The organism is Alginatibacterium sediminis (assembly GCF_003610775.1).
GTDB lineage: Bacteria > Pseudomonadota > Gammaproteobacteria > Enterobacterales > Celerinatantimonadaceae > Alginatibacterium > Alginatibacterium sediminis.
Genome location: NZ_RAQO01000006.1, coordinates 129,458 through 146,551, shown reverse-complemented (window position 1 = coordinate 146,551; position 17,094 = coordinate 129,458). Strand labels below are relative to the sequence as shown.

Below are 17,094 nucleotides of genomic sequence, written 5' to 3'. Positions count from 1 at the left end.
GTATTGTCCTTAACAGCAATCAAGAGGCATTCTGTACCGCTTTGCGCAAAATAATTCGACCCACTTTTCGTTCCGAACGCGAGTTAGCAATGACAGCAAGAATGATGACTGAGCCAGAAATAGCCATTTGCCAAAATGGAGATATACCGATAACAGGCAAAGCATTATTAATAATGCCTAGGAACAAAGCGCCCAGTACACAGCCAATAACAGTCCCGGTGCCACCAGCAATACTGACCCCACCAATCACACAAGACGCAATAACCAGCATTTCGAAGCCGTTGGCTATATCGACATAGGCTACCGCGTAGCGGGAAATCCAAAGGTAGCTCGCAATCCCGGCTAAAAGTCCTGAAATGGTAAACGCTATAAATTGTTTTTTACCTACATCAACGCCGATGTAATAAGCCGCTGTTGGACTATTGCCGGCTGCATATATCTTACGACCCAGCTGACGATGACGGGTGAAGTAGTACATCGCAGCGATAACAATCACCGAACACCAACCTAAGATGGGTAGCCCTAAGAATACATAGCGTGGAATTTCTAAGAATGTGGCACTCATTTGGTGCGCGTTAATCCAGGCACCTTTACTGATTAAGAACACCGCCCCTCTAAAGATGGCCATGGTTCCCAATGTCACGACGATTGAGGGTATTTTCATTTTCCATACCAGCCAACCGTTGAGCATGCCCAGCAGTGTTCCAAATCCGGCGCCAATGAGAATAATTACAGGCACTGGGAAATCGGGGTATAAACTGTTGATTGTCGCCACAACCATCCCAGTTAAGGCAACATTTGCGGCTATCGACAAGTCGATGCAACGGGTGATGATTACGAGCATCTGCCCTAAGGCCAAAATGATCAATATGGAGGTGTCCGTATACACCCCAAGCAAATTAGATATGGCGAGAAAGTCAGGGATAATTGCCCCAATCATTGCAAGTAGCGACAATATGACTAAGGCTAGCTGGGCTTCGCGATTTTTTAGTAGCTGTTTCATTGTAATTCTCCTGTCATACCGGTTGCGGCGCTGACAAGTTGTTCTGCAGAAAATTGAGCGCGTTCGAACTCGTTCACCATCAATCCTTCTCGCATCACGATGATGCGGTCCGCCATGCCCATGATTTCCGGCAACTCAGATGAAACCATAATTACCGCAAGGCCTTGTTCAGTTAGCTCTGACATAAATTCGTGTACCGCCGCCTTCGAACCAATATCAATCCCTTTCGTGGGTTCGTCCAAAATGATAATTTTTGGTTCAGTCGCTAACCACTTTCCAATCACCACTTTTTGTTGATTGCCACCGGAAAGGTTTTCTACTTTTTCATTCCAATTAGGCGCTTTAACTTTCAAACGTTTCGCATATTTATCAGCTAAGCTGTACTCGGTTGCAGTGTTCAAAAAACCTTTAGGATTCAATTTGTCTAATTGGGGCAGGCTTATATTTTGATAAATTGGAAACTCAAGTACTGTACCTTGTGCTTGACGTTCTTCCGGTACATATACAATGCCTGCTTTGATGGCATCGCTTGGGGATTTAATTGCGAGCTCTTTGTTATTTACAATGATTTGGCCGCTGGCATTATTTGAAACGCCAAACAGCGACTGCATCACTTCGGTTCGGCCTGCTCCCACTAATCCATAAAAACCTAAAATCTCCCCTTGATGTAACTTGAAATTAATCGCATCGAACTCTGTGGGGTGACAGAAATCCTTCACTTCAATTATGCAGTCGCCAATATCGACCTCGGTCTTAGGAAAAGCGGTGTCAATGCTACGTCCGACCATCATGCTTACTAATTCTTTTTCTTCTACCTCAGCAATCTTGCCTTCACCTATATAACAGCCATCTCTAAATACGGTAAAGCGATCGGCAATTGAATAGATTTCGTCGAACTTGTGGCTGATGAATAATATCGCGCAGCCCTTTTTCTGTAAGCGATACACAATCGCGTAGAATTCTTCGATTTCACGATGAGAAAGTGCCGCAGTTGGCTCATCCAAAATGACAACCCGCGCATCAAAGGATAAGGCTCTAGCTATGGCGACCATATGACGCTGGCCAATACTTAATTCTTTTAGTAGTTTCTTTGGTGCTAGGGGGGCTTCAATTTCGGACAAAATACGTATTGTTTCTTGTTCCATTTGTTTCCAATCGAGTCGACCAGAAGGCAATTGCAGATAATGTCCGGCGAAAATGTTTTCCATCACACTGAGTTCATCAAACAACACTGTTTCTTGATGAATTGCGGTAATACCGTTGTGATGTGCATCTTCGGGTGTTGCGATGTTTACAGGTTTACCATCTAAATATAGCTCTCCCTCTGTGGGCTGATATATACCAGTCATAACTTTCACTAGCGTCGATTTCCCAGCTCCATTTTCACCTACTAAAGCTGTGACTTCGCCGGGATATAGATCAAGCTGTACTTTGTCCAGGGCTTTCACACCAGGAAAATGCTTGCTTATATTTAGCAAAGAAAAAATAGGGGTTACTTCAGACATAATTTTGCCTTCTTTGGCTAAGCCTTATTGGCCGCGTAGTAACGCTACGACAGCCAATAAGGGCCGAACTTATCTAGAAAATTTTCGCGAATTCAGCAACATTGCTGATGTCATACACAAAAGGAGAAGACATTGCTGCATTCCCTTCAGCATCGAGTTGAGCCACGCCCATTCGTCCCATTTCTACTTCAGTTTCACTCGCTGTGTCTTGTATTAAGTTGTATGCAATATGCGTTGCCGCGTAACCCAAGTCGATTGGATTCCAAATCGCGAAACTGTTGACGGCACCAGACTCAACATGCCCAGCCAGCTCCGATGGTAGCCCTAATCCAGTCACAAAGACTTCACCGGTTTTCTTCATATCGGTAATCGCCTGCGCTGCGGCCAAGATACCGACAGTAGTTGGTGCCACAATGACTTTCAGATTAGGATACGTTTTAACCAGGCCTTGAGTTTCGCGATAACTTTTATCTGCTAAATCATCGCCGTAAACCGTTGCAACAAGTGTAAGTTGTGGGAACTCCGGAAGCGCTTTCTCCATCTCTCCAATCCAGATATTTTGGTTGGTTGCTGTCGGTGAAGCACTTAAGATAGCAATATCACCTTTCTCACTTTTTGCAGCCTCAAGTGATGTGGCGGCAAGCTCGATATTCATTCGGCCAATTAACTCATTACTCGACGGGTTTAGATGGATTTGACGCCCTGCAGTAGCTACGCCTGAATCAAATGAAACAACTTTGATTCCTCGTTGCTGTGCTCTTTTCAAAATAGGCACAAGTGCGTCAGGATCATTTGCCGAAACAACAATGGCATCGACTTTTTGCGAAATTAGAGAATTAATAATCTCAATTTGTCCTTCAGCAGTCGGAGTTACTGGGCCGGTATAGATAATTTCAATGTTATCTTCAATTTCTGCAGATGCTTCTTGAGCGCCTTTATAAGCGGCTTCAAAAAAACCGATACCTTGGGCTTTCACAACTAAGCCAATTCTCATGTCCGCAGCTTGCGCAAACGTACTTGCCATGATGCTCGTTGCGATTAGGGTCGTTTTTATTATTGTTGTTAGTTTCATCTTTCAAACTCCATTTATTTGATCACAATTTAGGTGTTAATTTCTATCCATAGTTAAACTGCTATTGGTCCTTTCATTATCTTTTTAGCAATACCTCCTGCTCATATTGTTTGACGTCCTTAAGCCAGTCAGCCCTAACCGGCACGTCTTGTTGTAAACAGTAGTAGTCCCACACCGCTGCCCAAGGAAGCGATTTTGCTTCTTCCAGAAATGCTAGACGGCTGGTGAAATCACCTTTGCTTTCAATATCTTTTAATTGAGCAGTCGGCTCTAAAAGCGCTTTTAATAAGGCTTTTTTCATGTTGCGAGTACCAATAACCCAAGCTGCAATCCGATTGATTGATGCGTCAAAGAAATCCAATCCAATATTGACGCGTTCAGTTAAGTCATTGCGGATGATTTCGCTCGCAATTGCCTGTGTTTCATCATCTAGCATCACCACGTGATCACTATCCCAGCGTACCGGACGGCTAACATGTAGTAATAACTCCTCGACATACAACGAAGCCGATGAAATTTTGTCCGATATAACCTCTGTTGGATGAAAGTGTCCAGCATCTAAGCACAACAGCACGTCTCGCGTTGCAGCGTACCCTAGGTAAAATTCATTAGACCCAGCGGTATATGCTTCTGTACCTATACCAAACAACTTAGATTCAACAGCGTCCTTGTGGTACTGCTTAGAAATAGGTTCTGCGATAATACGGTCCAAAGATTCAGCCAATCGTTTTCGAGGAGAAAGACGATCCACCGGTACATCTTTATAACCATCAGGAACCCAAATATTCATCACCGATGGCGAGCCTAGTTCTTTACCAAAATACTCAGATACTTTGCGACTAGCAATACAGTGTCTTACCCAAAAATCTCGGACTTCGCTATCTGGGTGTGACAGGGTCATATTGTCAGCACTTAAAGGATGGGAAAAACAAGAAGGATTAAAGTCCAAACCAACTCTTGCGTCACGCGCCCAATCAACCCATTTTGCAAAGTGTTCAGGTTTAATCTCATCACGTTCAACTGGCGTGTCAGACTCAAGATAAATGGCGTGTAAATTCAGGCGTAATTTCCCGGGTATCATCGACATTGCAAAGTCAATATCAGCTCTAAGCTGCGCTGGTGATTTGGCTTTTCCGGGATAACTACCTGTGGCTTGAATACCACCTGTTAACTCTCCATCAGGGTTTTCAAACCCTGACACATCGTCACCTTGCCAGCAATGCATCGACACTGGAATTTGATTCAGTATCTCCATCACTTTTTCACAGTCTATTCCCAATTCAGAAAAAATCTTTTGGGCGTTAACATAACTCGATTGAATTTGTTCTGTTGTGTTCATTGTTCTTCCTTTCTGGGGTATCTAGACTTATGCGTTCAAACTTGGCCCAATGGCTAAGAAACTCATTTGTTTGACTTGGTTTATAGGATTTAATTGGAAATGAATTGGATACAAGCTCTCGGGCTTGCTGCACAGACTCAATTTGATTCAAAGCAATGAGTTGTCCACAGATGTTGCCAATCGCGGAGGCTTCAATAGGACCGGTACGGACTTCCACCCCGCAAGCATCAGCGCATAATTGGTTTAAGAAGGTGTTTTGGATCCCGCCACCAATAATGTGAATTCGTTTTAGACTTGCCGGTTTAAGCTGATTAAGTTCAAGCCAAACTTTTCGATATTGGAAAGCTAAACTTTCAAAAATGCAGCGAGCAAACTCGCCAGGAGTTTCAGGTACAACTTGCTGTGTCTCCCTGCAAAAGTCTTGGATAGCGCAACTCATGTTAACTGGGTTTAAAAAACTCGGGTGGTCGGGTGCGATTAAGCTCTTAAAAGCATCGCTATCCTTCGCTAAGTTAACTAATTGAGCGAAACTAAAATCGCCAAACTCTTTCTGAACGTTCTGAATTAGCCATAAGCCCATGATGTTTTTTAGAACTCGAAAGCGATTCTCTGCACCGCCTTCATTAGTCACATTAAACGACTGGGCCAAAGGGCTATTAAGGGCATGCTCACTTTCGATACCCATAAGAGACCAAGTACCAGAACTTATATAAACAGTATCTTGACCAGTGACTGGTAATGCAAGAATGGCTGAAGCAGTATCATGGCTGGCTATAGAAGCGACTTTAATTTGACCTGCAGACTTACTGTTATAGTGGCCAATCAAACGATTAGGGGATTGAGCAGGTAAAAACCACTGTTCAGGAACATTGATGAGCTCTAGAAGCTCTTTATCCCAAGCTCCACTAGCACAATTCAGAAGCTGAGACGTTGATGCATTCGTGTACTCACAGTGTTGTATGCCGCTTAATTTGTAGCCTAAGTAATCAGGGATAAATAGTAATCTAGCCACTGAATCAAACCAGTTTGGCCTGTCTTCAGTAAGAGCTGCAAGTTGATAAAGCGTGTTGAAATCGAGGAATTGAATTCCAGTTTTGGTATAAATTGTATTTTTGGTGATCAACCCATTGAGCTTCTCTTGCATCCCTAAAGTACGATTATCTCGATAAGAAACCGCATCTCCGAGTTGTTCTCCTTGTCCATCTAAAAGAACAAAATCAACCCCCCAGGTATCAATGGCGAGGCTATCAATAACATGGCCTGAGACACCCGCGATTTCGATACCCTGTTTTATCTCTAGAAGTAAGTAGTCTAGATTCCAACAAGCTTGGCCATTTCGAAAAACTGGGCCATTATCAAAACGGTGTAACTCTTGTATTTGTAGAGTCAGGCCATCATAACTGCCAAGGATGACCCTTCCACTTGATGCGCCTATGTCTATTGCCAACATTTTGTTCATACGATCAAAACCTCTCATTTGATGGTTTAAATCATATGAACTTAACAAAGACCCTACCTTTGAAAATTTACGCTTATTTCACAATCAAGCGTCAAAATTTAAAGTTACATACTCGTAACTTCACGTTTTCGAACATGTTAAAACTTAGCCTTGATTTGTACAGGTATAGTGAACATTAGATTTTCATAACGCGTCAATATGCTTAAAGAAAGGGAGGGAGTGGATGATACACCTGAAGCCAAATGAGTTTTTTTTAGACTCTAGTAGCGCAATCACAACTGAGCTTAGACAACCACAGTCCGCTTTCCCTGAACATAGCCATTCGTTCGAAGAAATAGTAATTGTAACCCGAGGCCAAGGTATCCACGTTGTGAACGACGTGCCTATGAACCTCAATAAAAACTATGTGTGCTTTATTAACCATAATGATCGCCATCTTTTTGATAGCGTCCAAGGTCTCTACCTTAGCAATGTACTATTCCAACGCGATAAAATTAACACGAGTTTGAATTTAGAAGACTATCTTCCAGGGCCATCTACACAGGCTTCAGATTGGTATATTGAAGATGATGCAGCGCTACGCGTAAACTACATTATTGAGCGTCTTGATTACGAGTCACACATTAATAGTTTGGCTTCAAAGGCCATTTCTGAACTGCTATTTCAGCAGTTAATCGTTGAGCTGTGGCGAGGGCGAATTGACGATTTAAGTCTGTTATCTAACGAAGATAAACTTAGTTCTTCCCTGGTATACCTCAATAAAAACTATCAACTACCACTGCACCTAGAAAGCGTCGCTGACTATGTAGGATTAAGCCCACGCGTCCTTTCAAAAAATATCAAAAAGGTCACTGGTATGAATTTTTCACAATACCTACATTTCATTCGAGCTAAGAGAGCTGTCTTTTTGTTAATTCACAGCGATAAATCTATCACTGAGATTGCATTTGATGTTGGTTATAGCGATAGCAATTATTTTTCGACGAAGTTCAAAGAGGCCATTAATAAAACACCGCGCGATATTCGTGAACAATACCGGCTAAAAAACTAAATCCAATTACTACTAATAACAAACTTGGCCTCGCACATTGATAGGCAGTTTGTTACCTTCTGATTCCTCTTCTCTTCAAGCTTTATCTCAGTAGACTATAGTTTTTTCGTCACTTAAAAAACCACGTCAAACTTGAACTAGTATCATTAGTCATCCGTATAGTGCGCCTTTTAAACACACTTCTAGAGTAATATTATTTGATGGCACAGAGACAATCGTTTGAGTGGTCTATGGAGGGTAAAAATTAGTTTAATTGGTAGAAACTGAAGTATCAATTATGGAAGGTTAGGCCTTGTTGATGAGCTTCAAATACTCATAGGCTGGCAGGGAAAACAAACCGCATTTGCCACGATAAATATCAAGCGACTGCAGTTTTAGTAATAGCAGCATCCACAGACAGTAGATGCCGCCAACTTAAACTAGCGAGTAAAGGATGGTGCATGTCCCGCATCGACGTTTAGAATATTACCCGTAGATTTCGAAGATATATCCGCCGCAAAGAAATATACTCCTTCAGCAATATCTTCAGGAAACACGTTACGCTTAAGCAAACTGCGTTGGCGATAATGCTCTTCAAGATCATCAGTCGACATTTTATATGCACTTGCTCGTTCTTCTTTCCACTTACCTGTCCAGATTTTTGAACCTCGCAGTACCGCATCTGGGTTAACCACATTGACACGAATTCCCATCGGAGCGCCTTCAAGCGCGACGCATCGAGCCAGCTGTATTTCAGCCGCTTTTGCTGTGCAGTATGCAGCGGCATTTGCCGATGCAACCAGACCGTTTTTACTCGCCACAAATATTATTGCTCCTCCTAAGCTTTGCGATTTCATATGAGAAAACGCAGCCTTCGACACAAGGAAGTAGCCCGTTGAGAGGATCTTCTGATTAAACTCCCAATTCTCTAAACTGGTTTCGTCAAGTGGCGACGACGACGCGATACCAGCATTCGAAACCACTATATCAATTCCACCAAATTCAAGACTCGCAAAACGAAATGCGCTATTAACCTTGTCTTCGCTGGTGACATCCATCAGCACAGTGCGAACGACATCATCGCCAAAAATTTGAGAGAACTCTTTTTCCGCTATTTCTAAGGACTTCTCGTCAATATCAGCTAGTATTACCGCAGCGCCTTCTTGTAATAAGCGTCCTGCCGTCGCTTTACCAATACCACCAGCGCCACCAGTAATAAATGCGACACGACCGGCTAAACTTTTCGCCTTAGGCATACGCTGCAGTTTCGCTTCTTCAAGCAACCAATATTCAATATCGAATGCTTCTTGTTCATCTAGTCCTACGTATTCACCAACTCCAGACGCCCCTTTCATAACATTGATGGCATTAGTATAAAATTCACTAGCAATGCGCGCGGTTGCTTTGTCTTTGGCAAAGGTGATCATACCAACACCAGGGATAAGATAGACAACCGGATTTGAATCTCTAATGGCTGGGCTATTATCATTCTTACAGCGATTATAATAAGCCTCGTAGTCTGCGCGGTAATCTTCCAATAGCGAGTCCAAATTAGAAACTAACGCTTCAAGCCCACCCGTTTCTTGAGAACAATCTAGAACCATTGGTTTAATTTTAGTGCGCAAGAAGTGATCAGGGCAGGACGTTCCAAGATTTGCTAGCGGTTTAAGTTCATGACTATTTACAAACTCGAGCACCTCGGTAGTGTCACTAAAATGGCCTATTTGACGCTGATGAGCGCTAGTTTTACCGCGGATCAGTGGCATGAGCGTTGATGCAATTAGCCGCCTTTGGTCGCTAGCCAAAGATTCAATAACTGCTCCTCCAAATGCTTCAACTTGCGTAAGTTGAGTATCCAACCAAAGCTGTGCTTTATTGATGATTGCTAAAGAGAGTTCATAGCATTCTTTGGAAGATTCAGCCCATGTAAATAAACCATGAGACTCTAGAATCACGCCTTTAAGTTTAGGATTTTCCCGTGCAACTTTTTCAAGTTCCAATCCTAACTGAAAGCCAGGGCGTCGCCATGCTAACCAACCAATATCACCATCAAAAATGTCTTGCGTTAATTGCTCGCTGTTTGCACTGGCTGCAATTGCAATAACGGAATCAGGATGCAGGTGGTCAACATGTTTATAAGGTAAGTAAGCATGCAATGGGGTATCAATACTAGCGGCGCGCGAATTCAAATTGAAGGTACAATGCGAAAGTAAATCGACCATTTCATCTTCATAAGCTTCGCCGCGGTATAAATCTTTTAGTCGAATTAGCTTATCAAGATATAAGGTCGAGAATCCTGACAAGTCCATACTGCCGATGTCACCACCAGAGCCTTTTACCCATAATACCTGACACGGTTCTCCTGTCAGAGGATCATCGCTTAGCAACTTACACGAAGTATTTCCGCCACCAAAGTTGGTAACCCGCATATCAGAACCCAAAAGGTTTGAACGGTATTCCAACAATTGAGCCTGAGAAAATCCGTTGGCGTAGTTATCGTCCCATGCATTGGGTATCAAGTTTTCGTTTCCAGAAGAAGATTTCATTGCAGCTTTCCTTGTTCAATATCGGTTGGGAATACGATTTATTTGGTCTCAAAACGTTTGAATACAATCAAGCTAACAACATGAAACAAAATGACCGTTAATGAATGTCATTGATTGCAAATGACAGAATGAGACTATAAAAACAGGTTTACCGATCACTTTCAATCAAAATGTTTCATTTTTGTTCGTAAACGTTAAATGGTATGATGGTTTTTGACAATTAATTGCAAGATGAAGATAGATATGATTGAACGAGAACGCCATCGACTGATACTGTTAGAACTAGAATCAAACACTGTGGCTACAATCGCTCAGTTGGTAGGCCTTATAGGCTGCTCTGAAGCTACTATTCGCCGAGATGTCCTAGAGCTGTCAAATATTGGAAAATTGAAGCGAATTCGTGGCGGTGTTGAAGCTATTCATCCCGCCAAATCACATAGTCTGGCTAGTAGTCCGTTTTTGATTAATCAATCCATACACACGGCTGAAAAGCAGGCTATTGCTAAACGAGCAGCTGCTATGTGTGAAGATGGGGAATCAATTATTATTGGGGGCGGTTCAACGGCCTTCTACATGGCGCAGTATTTTGAAAGTAAGGTATTAAACGTGATGACAAATTCGTTTGTCGTTGCCGAGTATCTTCATCATAATTCCGAATGTAATGTAACCTTGCCTTCAGGAAAACTCTACAAAGAGCAGAACTTGGTTTTGAGCTCCTACCCTGAAGACGGCGTCTCCAATTTTTTTGCTAGCAAAGTTTTTTTTGGCGCTCAAGGCGTGAGTTCATTGGGTGCACTTGAAACCGACTCACTCATTGTTCAGGGAACAACGCGACTGCTTCGCCAAGCGACAAGCAAAATACTATTGGTGGATAGCAGTAAGTTTGAGCAATTCAGTAACATGATCATCTGCCCGCTCACTGACATTGACTACTGTATTAGTGATCAGAACCTTAACCCTGCCCACAAACAAATGTTAGGTGACAATGCAGTGACTTTAGTACAGGCATAATTGTGGAGCTTTTCTTATTACATCGCTTGTCGCTGCATAAACTCTAATTTTGCTTCTCGGTTATTAAACCTTTTGTTTTTATCATTCCAGCTTTCGAACTTTATCAAACAAAAAAGCCCCGAGACTATTGTCTCGGGGCTTTAATGATGGTGCGGAAGGAGAGACTTGAACTCTCACGCCGTGAAGCACTGGAACCTAAATCCAGCGTGTCTACCAATTTCACCACTTCCGCAAACTTTGTAAGCCGTATTTCGGTACGGCCGTTGTAGTGCTTAACTACTTGTATATGGCGCACCCTGTAGGACTCGAACCTACTACCTACGGCTTAGAAGGCCGTTGCTCTATCCAGATGAGCTAAGGGCGCTTTAAACAACAATACCCGCATTTGATGCGGGCATTAAAAAAGTGGTCGGTGATGAGAGATTTGGCCTTCGGCCCCCTCTAGTCCACTTTCGACCAGCTTCGCGACGATGCACTACTAACTGCGCTAATCATCCCGTTGTAAATAGTGGTCGGTGATGAGAGATTTGGCCTTCGGCCCCCTCTAGTCCACTTTCGACCGCTTCGCGACGATGCACTACTAACTGCGCTAATCATCCCGTTGTAAATAGTGGTCGGTGATGAGAGATTCGAACTCCCGACCCTCTGGTCCCAAACCAGATGCGCTACCAGGCTGCGCTAATCACCGATGGCGGCCATATTAATGGCTCTGCTGGGGAGCGTCAATAGATTTATGACGCTTTGACGCTGATTGCTTATTCTTTGAGTGAATTGAAAATATCCGCTGCGTTTTACGCCGCTTTCTGCCAAAATACGCACTCTGCACAACGTCGCTTCAAAAAGGAAAGAGTTTTAAATGTCAGCCCAAGTCATTGATGGTAAAGCTATTGCGCAGCAAGTACGCCAAAACGTTGCAAAACGCGTTGCTAAGCGCACTTTAGCAGGGAAAAGAGCGCCGGGTTTAGCGGTGGTATTAGTTGGTTCAGATCCGGCTTCACAGGTCTATGTGGGCAGTAAACGACGCGCTTGTGATGAAGTTGGCTTTGTCTCTCGTTCTTTCGATTTGCCAATGGAAACAACTGAGCAAGAATTACTTACACTTATTGAAAGCTTGAATCAAGACTCCAGCATTGACGGAATACTCGTTCAGTTACCGCTGCCAGAAGGCATTGATGAAACTAAAATCGTGGAGAGTATTCGTCCAGACAAAGATGTTGATGGTTTCCATCCTTATAACATTGGTCGTTTAGCGCAGCGCATACCAGCTCTTCGTCCATGTACACCAAAAGGAATTGTGACCCTCATTGAGTCAACTGGAGTCAGTCCTTACGGTCTAGAGGCTGTTGTTGTTGGTGCATCCAATATTGTGGGCCGACCAATGACCTTAGAGCTTTTGTTAGCAGGCTGCACAACCACAACCTGCCATCGCTTTACAAAAGATTTAGAAGCTCATGTTCGCCGCGCGGATTTAGTTGTCGTTGCCGTTGGCCGACCGCAATTTATCCCTGGCGATTGGATTAAACCCGGAGCTTTGGTGATTGATGTTGGGATTAATCGTCTAGAAAGTGGTACGTTAGTAGGCGATGTTGAATACGATGTAGCTAAAGAAAAGGCTGCTTTTATTACACCTGTACCAGGAGGTGTTGGTCCCATGACAGTTGCAACACTGATTGAAAATACCCTCTTGGCTTGTGAAACTTTTCACGATTAGCTGTCTCTTGATTTGAATGTACTTGGTACTTGGATGGTATTACGCGTATGCATATATTGAAAAAAATAGTTAGTGCTGCGCTGTTATCTTTAACAGTCAGTCATAGCTATGCCATCGATTATTTCACAGAAAACCTAGCACCATATAATTACTATGAAAATGGCCGCCTATCGGGGATTTCTATTGATTTGCTACGGCTAGTTTGGGAAGAACTTGGCGAACAACCGCAACAAGTTCAAATGATGGAATGGAGCAAAGCTTACTATTTAACCCAATATAGACCGAATACTGCTTTGTTTTTAACTATGCGCAACCCTAAACGAGAAGATCTTTTCCAATGGGCTTGTCCTATCATGCATGCTGAAATTAGCTTGTTTAGTTTGAAAGAAAACCAAACTAAATGGGATGGATCGACGGACTTAAATCAATATCAATTCGCTGTTGTATCCGGAAGCGTTGGTGAACAACTACTACTTGAAAAAGGAGTGGATTTTGAGAACATTCATTCAACAGATGAGTTTAGTAAAGCCGTCACTCTTCTTAAAAGAGCTCGCGTTGACGCGATTGCGAGCGAGCAAGAAGTCATCAATATCGTTGCTCCCAAAATAGGTATTAATCCTGCCAGTTTCAAAAATGTTTACCTATTAGGTCAAGCACAAGGTTGTTTCGCATTTAACTTGAAAACAGATCCCAAATATATAGCTAAATTTGAAGCCGCTCTACAAAAAATCGTAGCCACACCAGAGTATCAAGAAATCCGGAACAACTACGGATTGTAGAAAGTTAACCCTTCGGAGCTCCCAAAGGGTTAAGGACTAAGCCAGGCGTTTAAGCTTTACGCCAACTGGTACCATTAGCTCCGTCTTCCAACACAACACCCAAAGCGTTCAAAGCGTCACGCGCCGCATCAGCTCCGGCCCAGTCTTTAGCTGCACGAGCCTCATTACGAGCGAGGATCAAGGCTTCAATTTGTTCAACTTCATCGTTTGCTTGTTCACCTTGCAAGAAATCCTCAGCACTTTGCTGCATTAAACCTAGGACTTGCGCTAGTTCCAGAAGCAAAGCGCTAAACTGCCCTGCCTGTTCGGGCTCTGAGCTTTTGCATCGATTAATTTCTTTCGCCAAATCAAATAACACCGGTAAGGCTTCTGGCGTATTAAAGTCGTCGTCCATTGCCAACTTGAAGCGCTCAATGTAAGGCTTAGCAAGTTGTTTGTCGTAATCAATGACATCAACATCGCGAATCGCAGTATATAAACGCTCGAGTGCAGAACGCGATTGCTTTAAGTTATCTTCAGAATAATTGAGCTGGCTGCGATAATGACCAGACAGCAAAAAGTAGCGAATAGTCTCGCCATCATATTGCTTTAAAACGTCGCGAATGGTGAAAAAATTACCCAAACTCTTAGACATTTTTTCTTTGTCCACTTGAACCATGCCCGAGTGCATCCAATAATTTACGTACCGGCCTTTATGCGCGCAGCAAGACTGGGCGATTTCGTTCTCATGATGTGGAAAGGTCAAGTCAGAGCCACCACCATGTATATCGAAATGCTCTCCAAGATGTTTCATATTCATTGCACTACATTCAATATGCCATCCTGGGCGACCTTCTCCCCACGGTGAATCCCATTTGGGTTCACCTGGCTTAGCGCTTTTCCATAAAACGAAATCTAGAGGATTACGTTTACTAGCGTCCACGTCTACCCGAGAGCCGGCTTGTAGCATCTCCAAATTTTGTTGGCTTAAAGCACCGTATTCAGCATAACTATCCACTTCAAACAGAACATCGCCGCTGCTTGTGACATAGGCATGTCCATTAGCAATTAGTTTTTCAATAACCACGATCACTTCAGGCATATGATCGGTCACTCGCGGCTCAATATCAGGCTTTTGCATGTTAAGTGCAGCAAAGTCGTCGTGCATGGCTTGAGTGAAACGCTCGGTTAAGGCGTCGCAAGATTCATTATTTTGCGCCGCACGATTAATAATTTTGTCATCAACATCGGTAATATTTCGAACAAAATTAAGCTCATAACCTGACCAGCGTAAGTAGCGCGCTATTGTGTCAAATGCCGCAAATGTTCGACCATGGCCAATATGACAATAATCGTAGATAGTGACACCACAGACATACATACCAATCTTCCCTTCGACGAGGGGCTTAAAGACTTCTTTTTGGCGACTTAAGGTATTGTAGATTTGCAGCATTGTGCCGAGATTCCTTTGTGGTGTTAGCGTAGTTATAGGGCGCTAATATTAGCACCGAATAGCGCGAAAAACAGCTGTAAACAGTGGTAAGTCAGCGCCTACTTGTTTAGAATCCTAGCCACGCAAGCATAAGGATCAAAAAATGATTACATTACACACCAACTTCGGCGATATCGAAATCGAATTGTTTGAAGACAAAGCTCCAGAAACCGCAGCCAACTTTCTCCAATACGCTAAAGATGGTTTTTATAATGGAACTATCTTCCACCGCGTGATTGATGGCTTCATGGTTCAAGGCGGCGGAATGGCGTCTGGCCTAGAAGAGAAATCAGCACGAGCTCCTATCAAAAACGAAGCGAGCAATGGCCTATCTAATAAAATTGGTACGCTAGCAATGGCACGTACTATGGACCCTCATTCTGCGTCTGCACAGTTCTTCATAAACGTCAGCGACAATACCTTCCTCGATTTTCGCAGCGAAACGACTGACGGCTGGGGTTACTGTGTATTTGGCCAAGTTAGTGCTGGCATGGATATCGTTGATACCATCAAAAAGGTAGAAACCGGTAGCTTTGGCTTTCATCAAGATGTGCCTAAAGAAGAAGTCATTGTAAATTCAGTAACTGTTAGCTAGTTTCAATGTTTTACTATTTCATATCAGACTTGCATCTGAGTGAAGAACGCCCGGAAATTACCCGGGCGTTTTTAGATTTCGCCAAAAACGAAGCACCGCAAGCTAGTGCTTTATATATTCTTGGCGATCTGTTCGAATTTTGGAATGGCGATGACACGCAAGGCAGCTTTGCTAACAGTATATGTAATGCTCTGCTTAAACTAAGCCAGCAAGGCACCCCTGTCTTTTTTCTCTACGGAAACCGTGACTTCTTAGTAAGTCGGAAATTTGCGAAACGCTGTGGCGTAAGTTTGCTCAAGCAAGAGAGCATTGTCGAAATGTTTGGTAATAACTATTTGCTAATGCATGGTGATAGCTTATGTACTGACGACCACGCCTACCAGCGTTTTAGACGGATAACGGAATCAAAAATATTGCGTTTTATCTACCGCAACCTGCCCTTTTCAATACGTTTAAAGCTTTCAGCATCGGTGCGCGGTAAAAGTCAAAACGATAACCAGAATAAAGCTGCAGCAATTATGGACGTTAATCCATTAACTGTGCTTGATAAGCTAAACACCTATAGCTGCAATACACTTATCCATGGCCACACTCACCGGCAAGCAACTCATAATTTAGATCTTATTAGCGGTCAGCAAGGCCAAAGAATAGTACTTGGTGACTGGCATGACAGCACTAGCATATTGAAAGTCGATAGCTCTGGCTTACAGTTTATAAACGCTCCTATTTGCAATTCTTAAGTCCAAGCCAGACCGTTCTGGTCTGATCAGTATCATTTTGCTCAAACTTTAGTCGAAACACTCCCTTATTTGCTTGACCGCAGACCCAATTTCGTACATAAATAGAACTCTTGTTAATTATTTGTAAAATCAGGGATGCGCATATGTTAATGACACACGTCTGGGGTCTATACGCTCACACAAAACAAGAATGGCACGATATTGATCGCAATCATGCGGGAATCAGCTCTAGTATTAGCCACATACTACTAATTGCGTTAATACCAGCAATCTGTGCTTATGTCTCTACGGTTTATTTGGGGTGGAAAGTTGGCAATAACAGCTTCTATTTAACTCCCGATAGCGCATTATTTATGTCCATTGCGATGTACTGCGCGTTAGTTATTGGTGTTGTAGGCTTGGCATTCGCCGCACAATGGATGGCGAAAACATTTAATGCCAACACCACCTATCAGCAAACACTCGAATTATCAGCCTATATTGCGACGCCAATCTTTATGGTTGGTTTCTCTGCGCTCTACCCTCATCCATGGTTCATCATGATAGCGGGCTTTATTGGAGTAGCTTACGCCGTTTATCTTTTGTATACCGGTGTACCAATCATCATGCATATCCCTGAAGAACGCGGTTTCATTTACGCTAGTAGTTTAGTTACCGTTGGATTAGTGATGCTGGTATCGATAATGATTGCGACAGTTATTCTATGGTCAAGCGGCGTTGGTCCGGTGTTTTCGAACTAAATAGATCTCAATATATTTACGTTTATTAGGTTTCTTTAGCTAGACGAGTCCAGATAAACGATCCAAACCGAAGCCTTTGTGCTTCGGTTTTTT

Annotated in this window: 14 protein-coding genes and 3 tRNA genes; 7 read left to right on the top strand and 10 right to left on the bottom strand. The window is 43.0% G+C overall.

Annotation, left to right across the window (positions count from 1 at the left end; translation table 11 throughout):
- Positions 1-19: 19 nt before the first annotated feature.
- The 5 genes from DBZ36_RS11490 to rhaB form a co-directional block, all read right to left on the bottom strand.
- Positions 20-1,003, bottom strand: a complete 984-nt coding sequence (locus tag DBZ36_RS11490; protein WP_120355096.1) for an ABC transporter permease — start codon at positions 1,001-1,003, stop codon at positions 20-22.
- A complete protein-coding gene (locus DBZ36_RS11485; protein WP_120355095.1) occupies positions 1,000-2,508 on the bottom strand; it encodes a sugar ABC transporter ATP-binding protein in 1,509 nt (502 codons plus the stop codon). The genes DBZ36_RS11490 and DBZ36_RS11485 overlap by 4 nt, the downstream gene beginning before the upstream one ends.
- Positions 2,509-2,581: 73 nt before the next feature.
- Complete coding sequence (gene rhaS / locus DBZ36_RS11480) at positions 2,582-3,580, bottom strand: rhamnose ABC transporter substrate-binding protein (RefSeq protein WP_120355094.1); 999 nt, start codon at positions 3,578-3,580, stop codon at positions 2,582-2,584.
- A gap of 76 nt (positions 3,581-3,656) precedes the next feature.
- Positions 3,657-4,919 carry an L-rhamnose isomerase gene (rhaA, locus tag DBZ36_RS11475; protein ID WP_120355093.1) on the bottom strand — a complete coding sequence of 421 codons (1,263 nt, stop codon included), beginning with the start codon at positions 4,917-4,919 and terminating at the stop codon, positions 3,657-3,659.
- Positions 4,882-6,378, bottom strand: a complete 1,497-nt coding sequence (rhaB, locus tag DBZ36_RS11470) for a rhamnulokinase (RefSeq protein ID WP_158589086.1) — start codon at positions 6,376-6,378, stop codon at positions 4,882-4,884. The genes rhaA and rhaB overlap by 38 nt, the downstream gene beginning before the upstream one ends.
- Before the next feature lie 223 nt (positions 6,379-6,601).
- Here rhaB and DBZ36_RS11465 point away from each other — a divergent pair, with 223 nt between their 5' ends.
- Positions 6,602-7,429 carry a helix-turn-helix domain-containing protein gene (locus DBZ36_RS11465; RefSeq protein ID WP_120355091.1) on the top strand — a complete coding sequence of 276 codons (828 nt, stop codon included), beginning with the start codon at positions 6,602-6,604 and terminating at the stop codon, positions 7,427-7,429.
- A 419-nt stretch (positions 7,430-7,848) separates the two neighbouring features.
- Here DBZ36_RS11465 and DBZ36_RS11460 read toward each other — a convergent pair whose 3' ends face one another.
- Positions 7,849-9,954, bottom strand: coding sequence for a bifunctional rhamnulose-1-phosphate aldolase/short-chain dehydrogenase (locus DBZ36_RS11460; protein ID WP_120355090.1), 2,106 nt, complete (start codon positions 9,952-9,954; stop codon positions 7,849-7,851).
- Positions 9,955-10,197: 243 nt separating this feature from the next.
- Between DBZ36_RS11460 and DBZ36_RS11455 the strand changes: the two genes are divergently transcribed.
- Positions 10,198-10,965, top strand: coding sequence for a DeoR/GlpR family DNA-binding transcription regulator (locus DBZ36_RS11455; RefSeq protein WP_120355375.1), 768 nt, complete (start codon positions 10,198-10,200; stop codon positions 10,963-10,965).
- A gap of 147 nt (positions 10,966-11,112) precedes the next feature.
- Here the strand turns inward: DBZ36_RS11455 and DBZ36_RS11450 are convergent.
- From DBZ36_RS11450 to DBZ36_RS11440, 3 genes are all read right to left on the bottom strand, one after another.
- A tRNA-Leu gene (locus DBZ36_RS11450) sits at positions 11,113-11,197 on the bottom strand.
- Between the two features lie 55 nt (positions 11,198-11,252).
- A tRNA-Arg gene (locus DBZ36_RS11445) sits at positions 11,253-11,329 on the bottom strand.
- 247 nt (positions 11,330-11,576) lie between these two features.
- Positions 11,577-11,653: transfer RNA gene (locus tag DBZ36_RS11440), tRNA-Pro, on the bottom strand.
- 168 nt (positions 11,654-11,821) lie between these two features.
- Between DBZ36_RS11440 and folD the strand changes: the two genes are divergently transcribed.
- Entirely contained in the window at positions 11,822-12,676 is an 855-nt protein-coding gene (folD, locus tag DBZ36_RS11435) for a bifunctional methylenetetrahydrofolate dehydrogenase/methenyltetrahydrofolate cyclohydrolase FolD (protein ID WP_120355089.1), read from the top strand.
- Between the two features lie 47 nt (positions 12,677-12,723).
- Entirely contained in the window at positions 12,724-13,455 is a 732-nt protein-coding gene (locus DBZ36_RS11430) for a substrate-binding periplasmic protein (RefSeq protein ID WP_120355088.1), read from the top strand.
- A gap of 49 nt (positions 13,456-13,504) precedes the next feature.
- On the opposite strand, the gene cysS is transcribed toward DBZ36_RS11430, so the two are convergent.
- Positions 13,505-14,887, bottom strand: a complete 1,383-nt coding sequence (cysS, locus tag DBZ36_RS11425) for a cysteine--tRNA ligase (protein WP_120355087.1) — start codon at positions 14,885-14,887, stop codon at positions 13,505-13,507.
- 142 nt (positions 14,888-15,029) lie between these two features.
- Between cysS and DBZ36_RS11420 the strand changes: the two genes are divergently transcribed.
- From DBZ36_RS11420 to DBZ36_RS11410, 3 genes are all read left to right on the top strand, one after another.
- On the top strand, positions 15,030-15,521 hold the full coding sequence (locus tag DBZ36_RS11420) for a peptidylprolyl isomerase (RefSeq protein WP_120355086.1): 492 nt from the start codon (positions 15,030-15,032) through the stop codon (positions 15,519-15,521).
- Positions 15,522-15,526: 5 nt separating this feature from the next.
- Positions 15,527-16,261, top strand: coding sequence for a UDP-2,3-diacylglucosamine diphosphatase (locus tag DBZ36_RS11415; protein ID WP_120355085.1), 735 nt, complete (start codon positions 15,527-15,529; stop codon positions 16,259-16,261).
- Positions 16,262-16,404: 143 nt separating this feature from the next.
- The gene (locus DBZ36_RS11410; protein ID WP_120355084.1) at positions 16,405-17,001 is read left to right on the top strand and encodes a Yip1 family protein; all 597 of its coding nucleotides are present in this window, start codon (positions 16,405-16,407) and stop codon (positions 16,999-17,001) included.
- Positions 17,002-17,094: the final 93 nt, after the last annotated feature.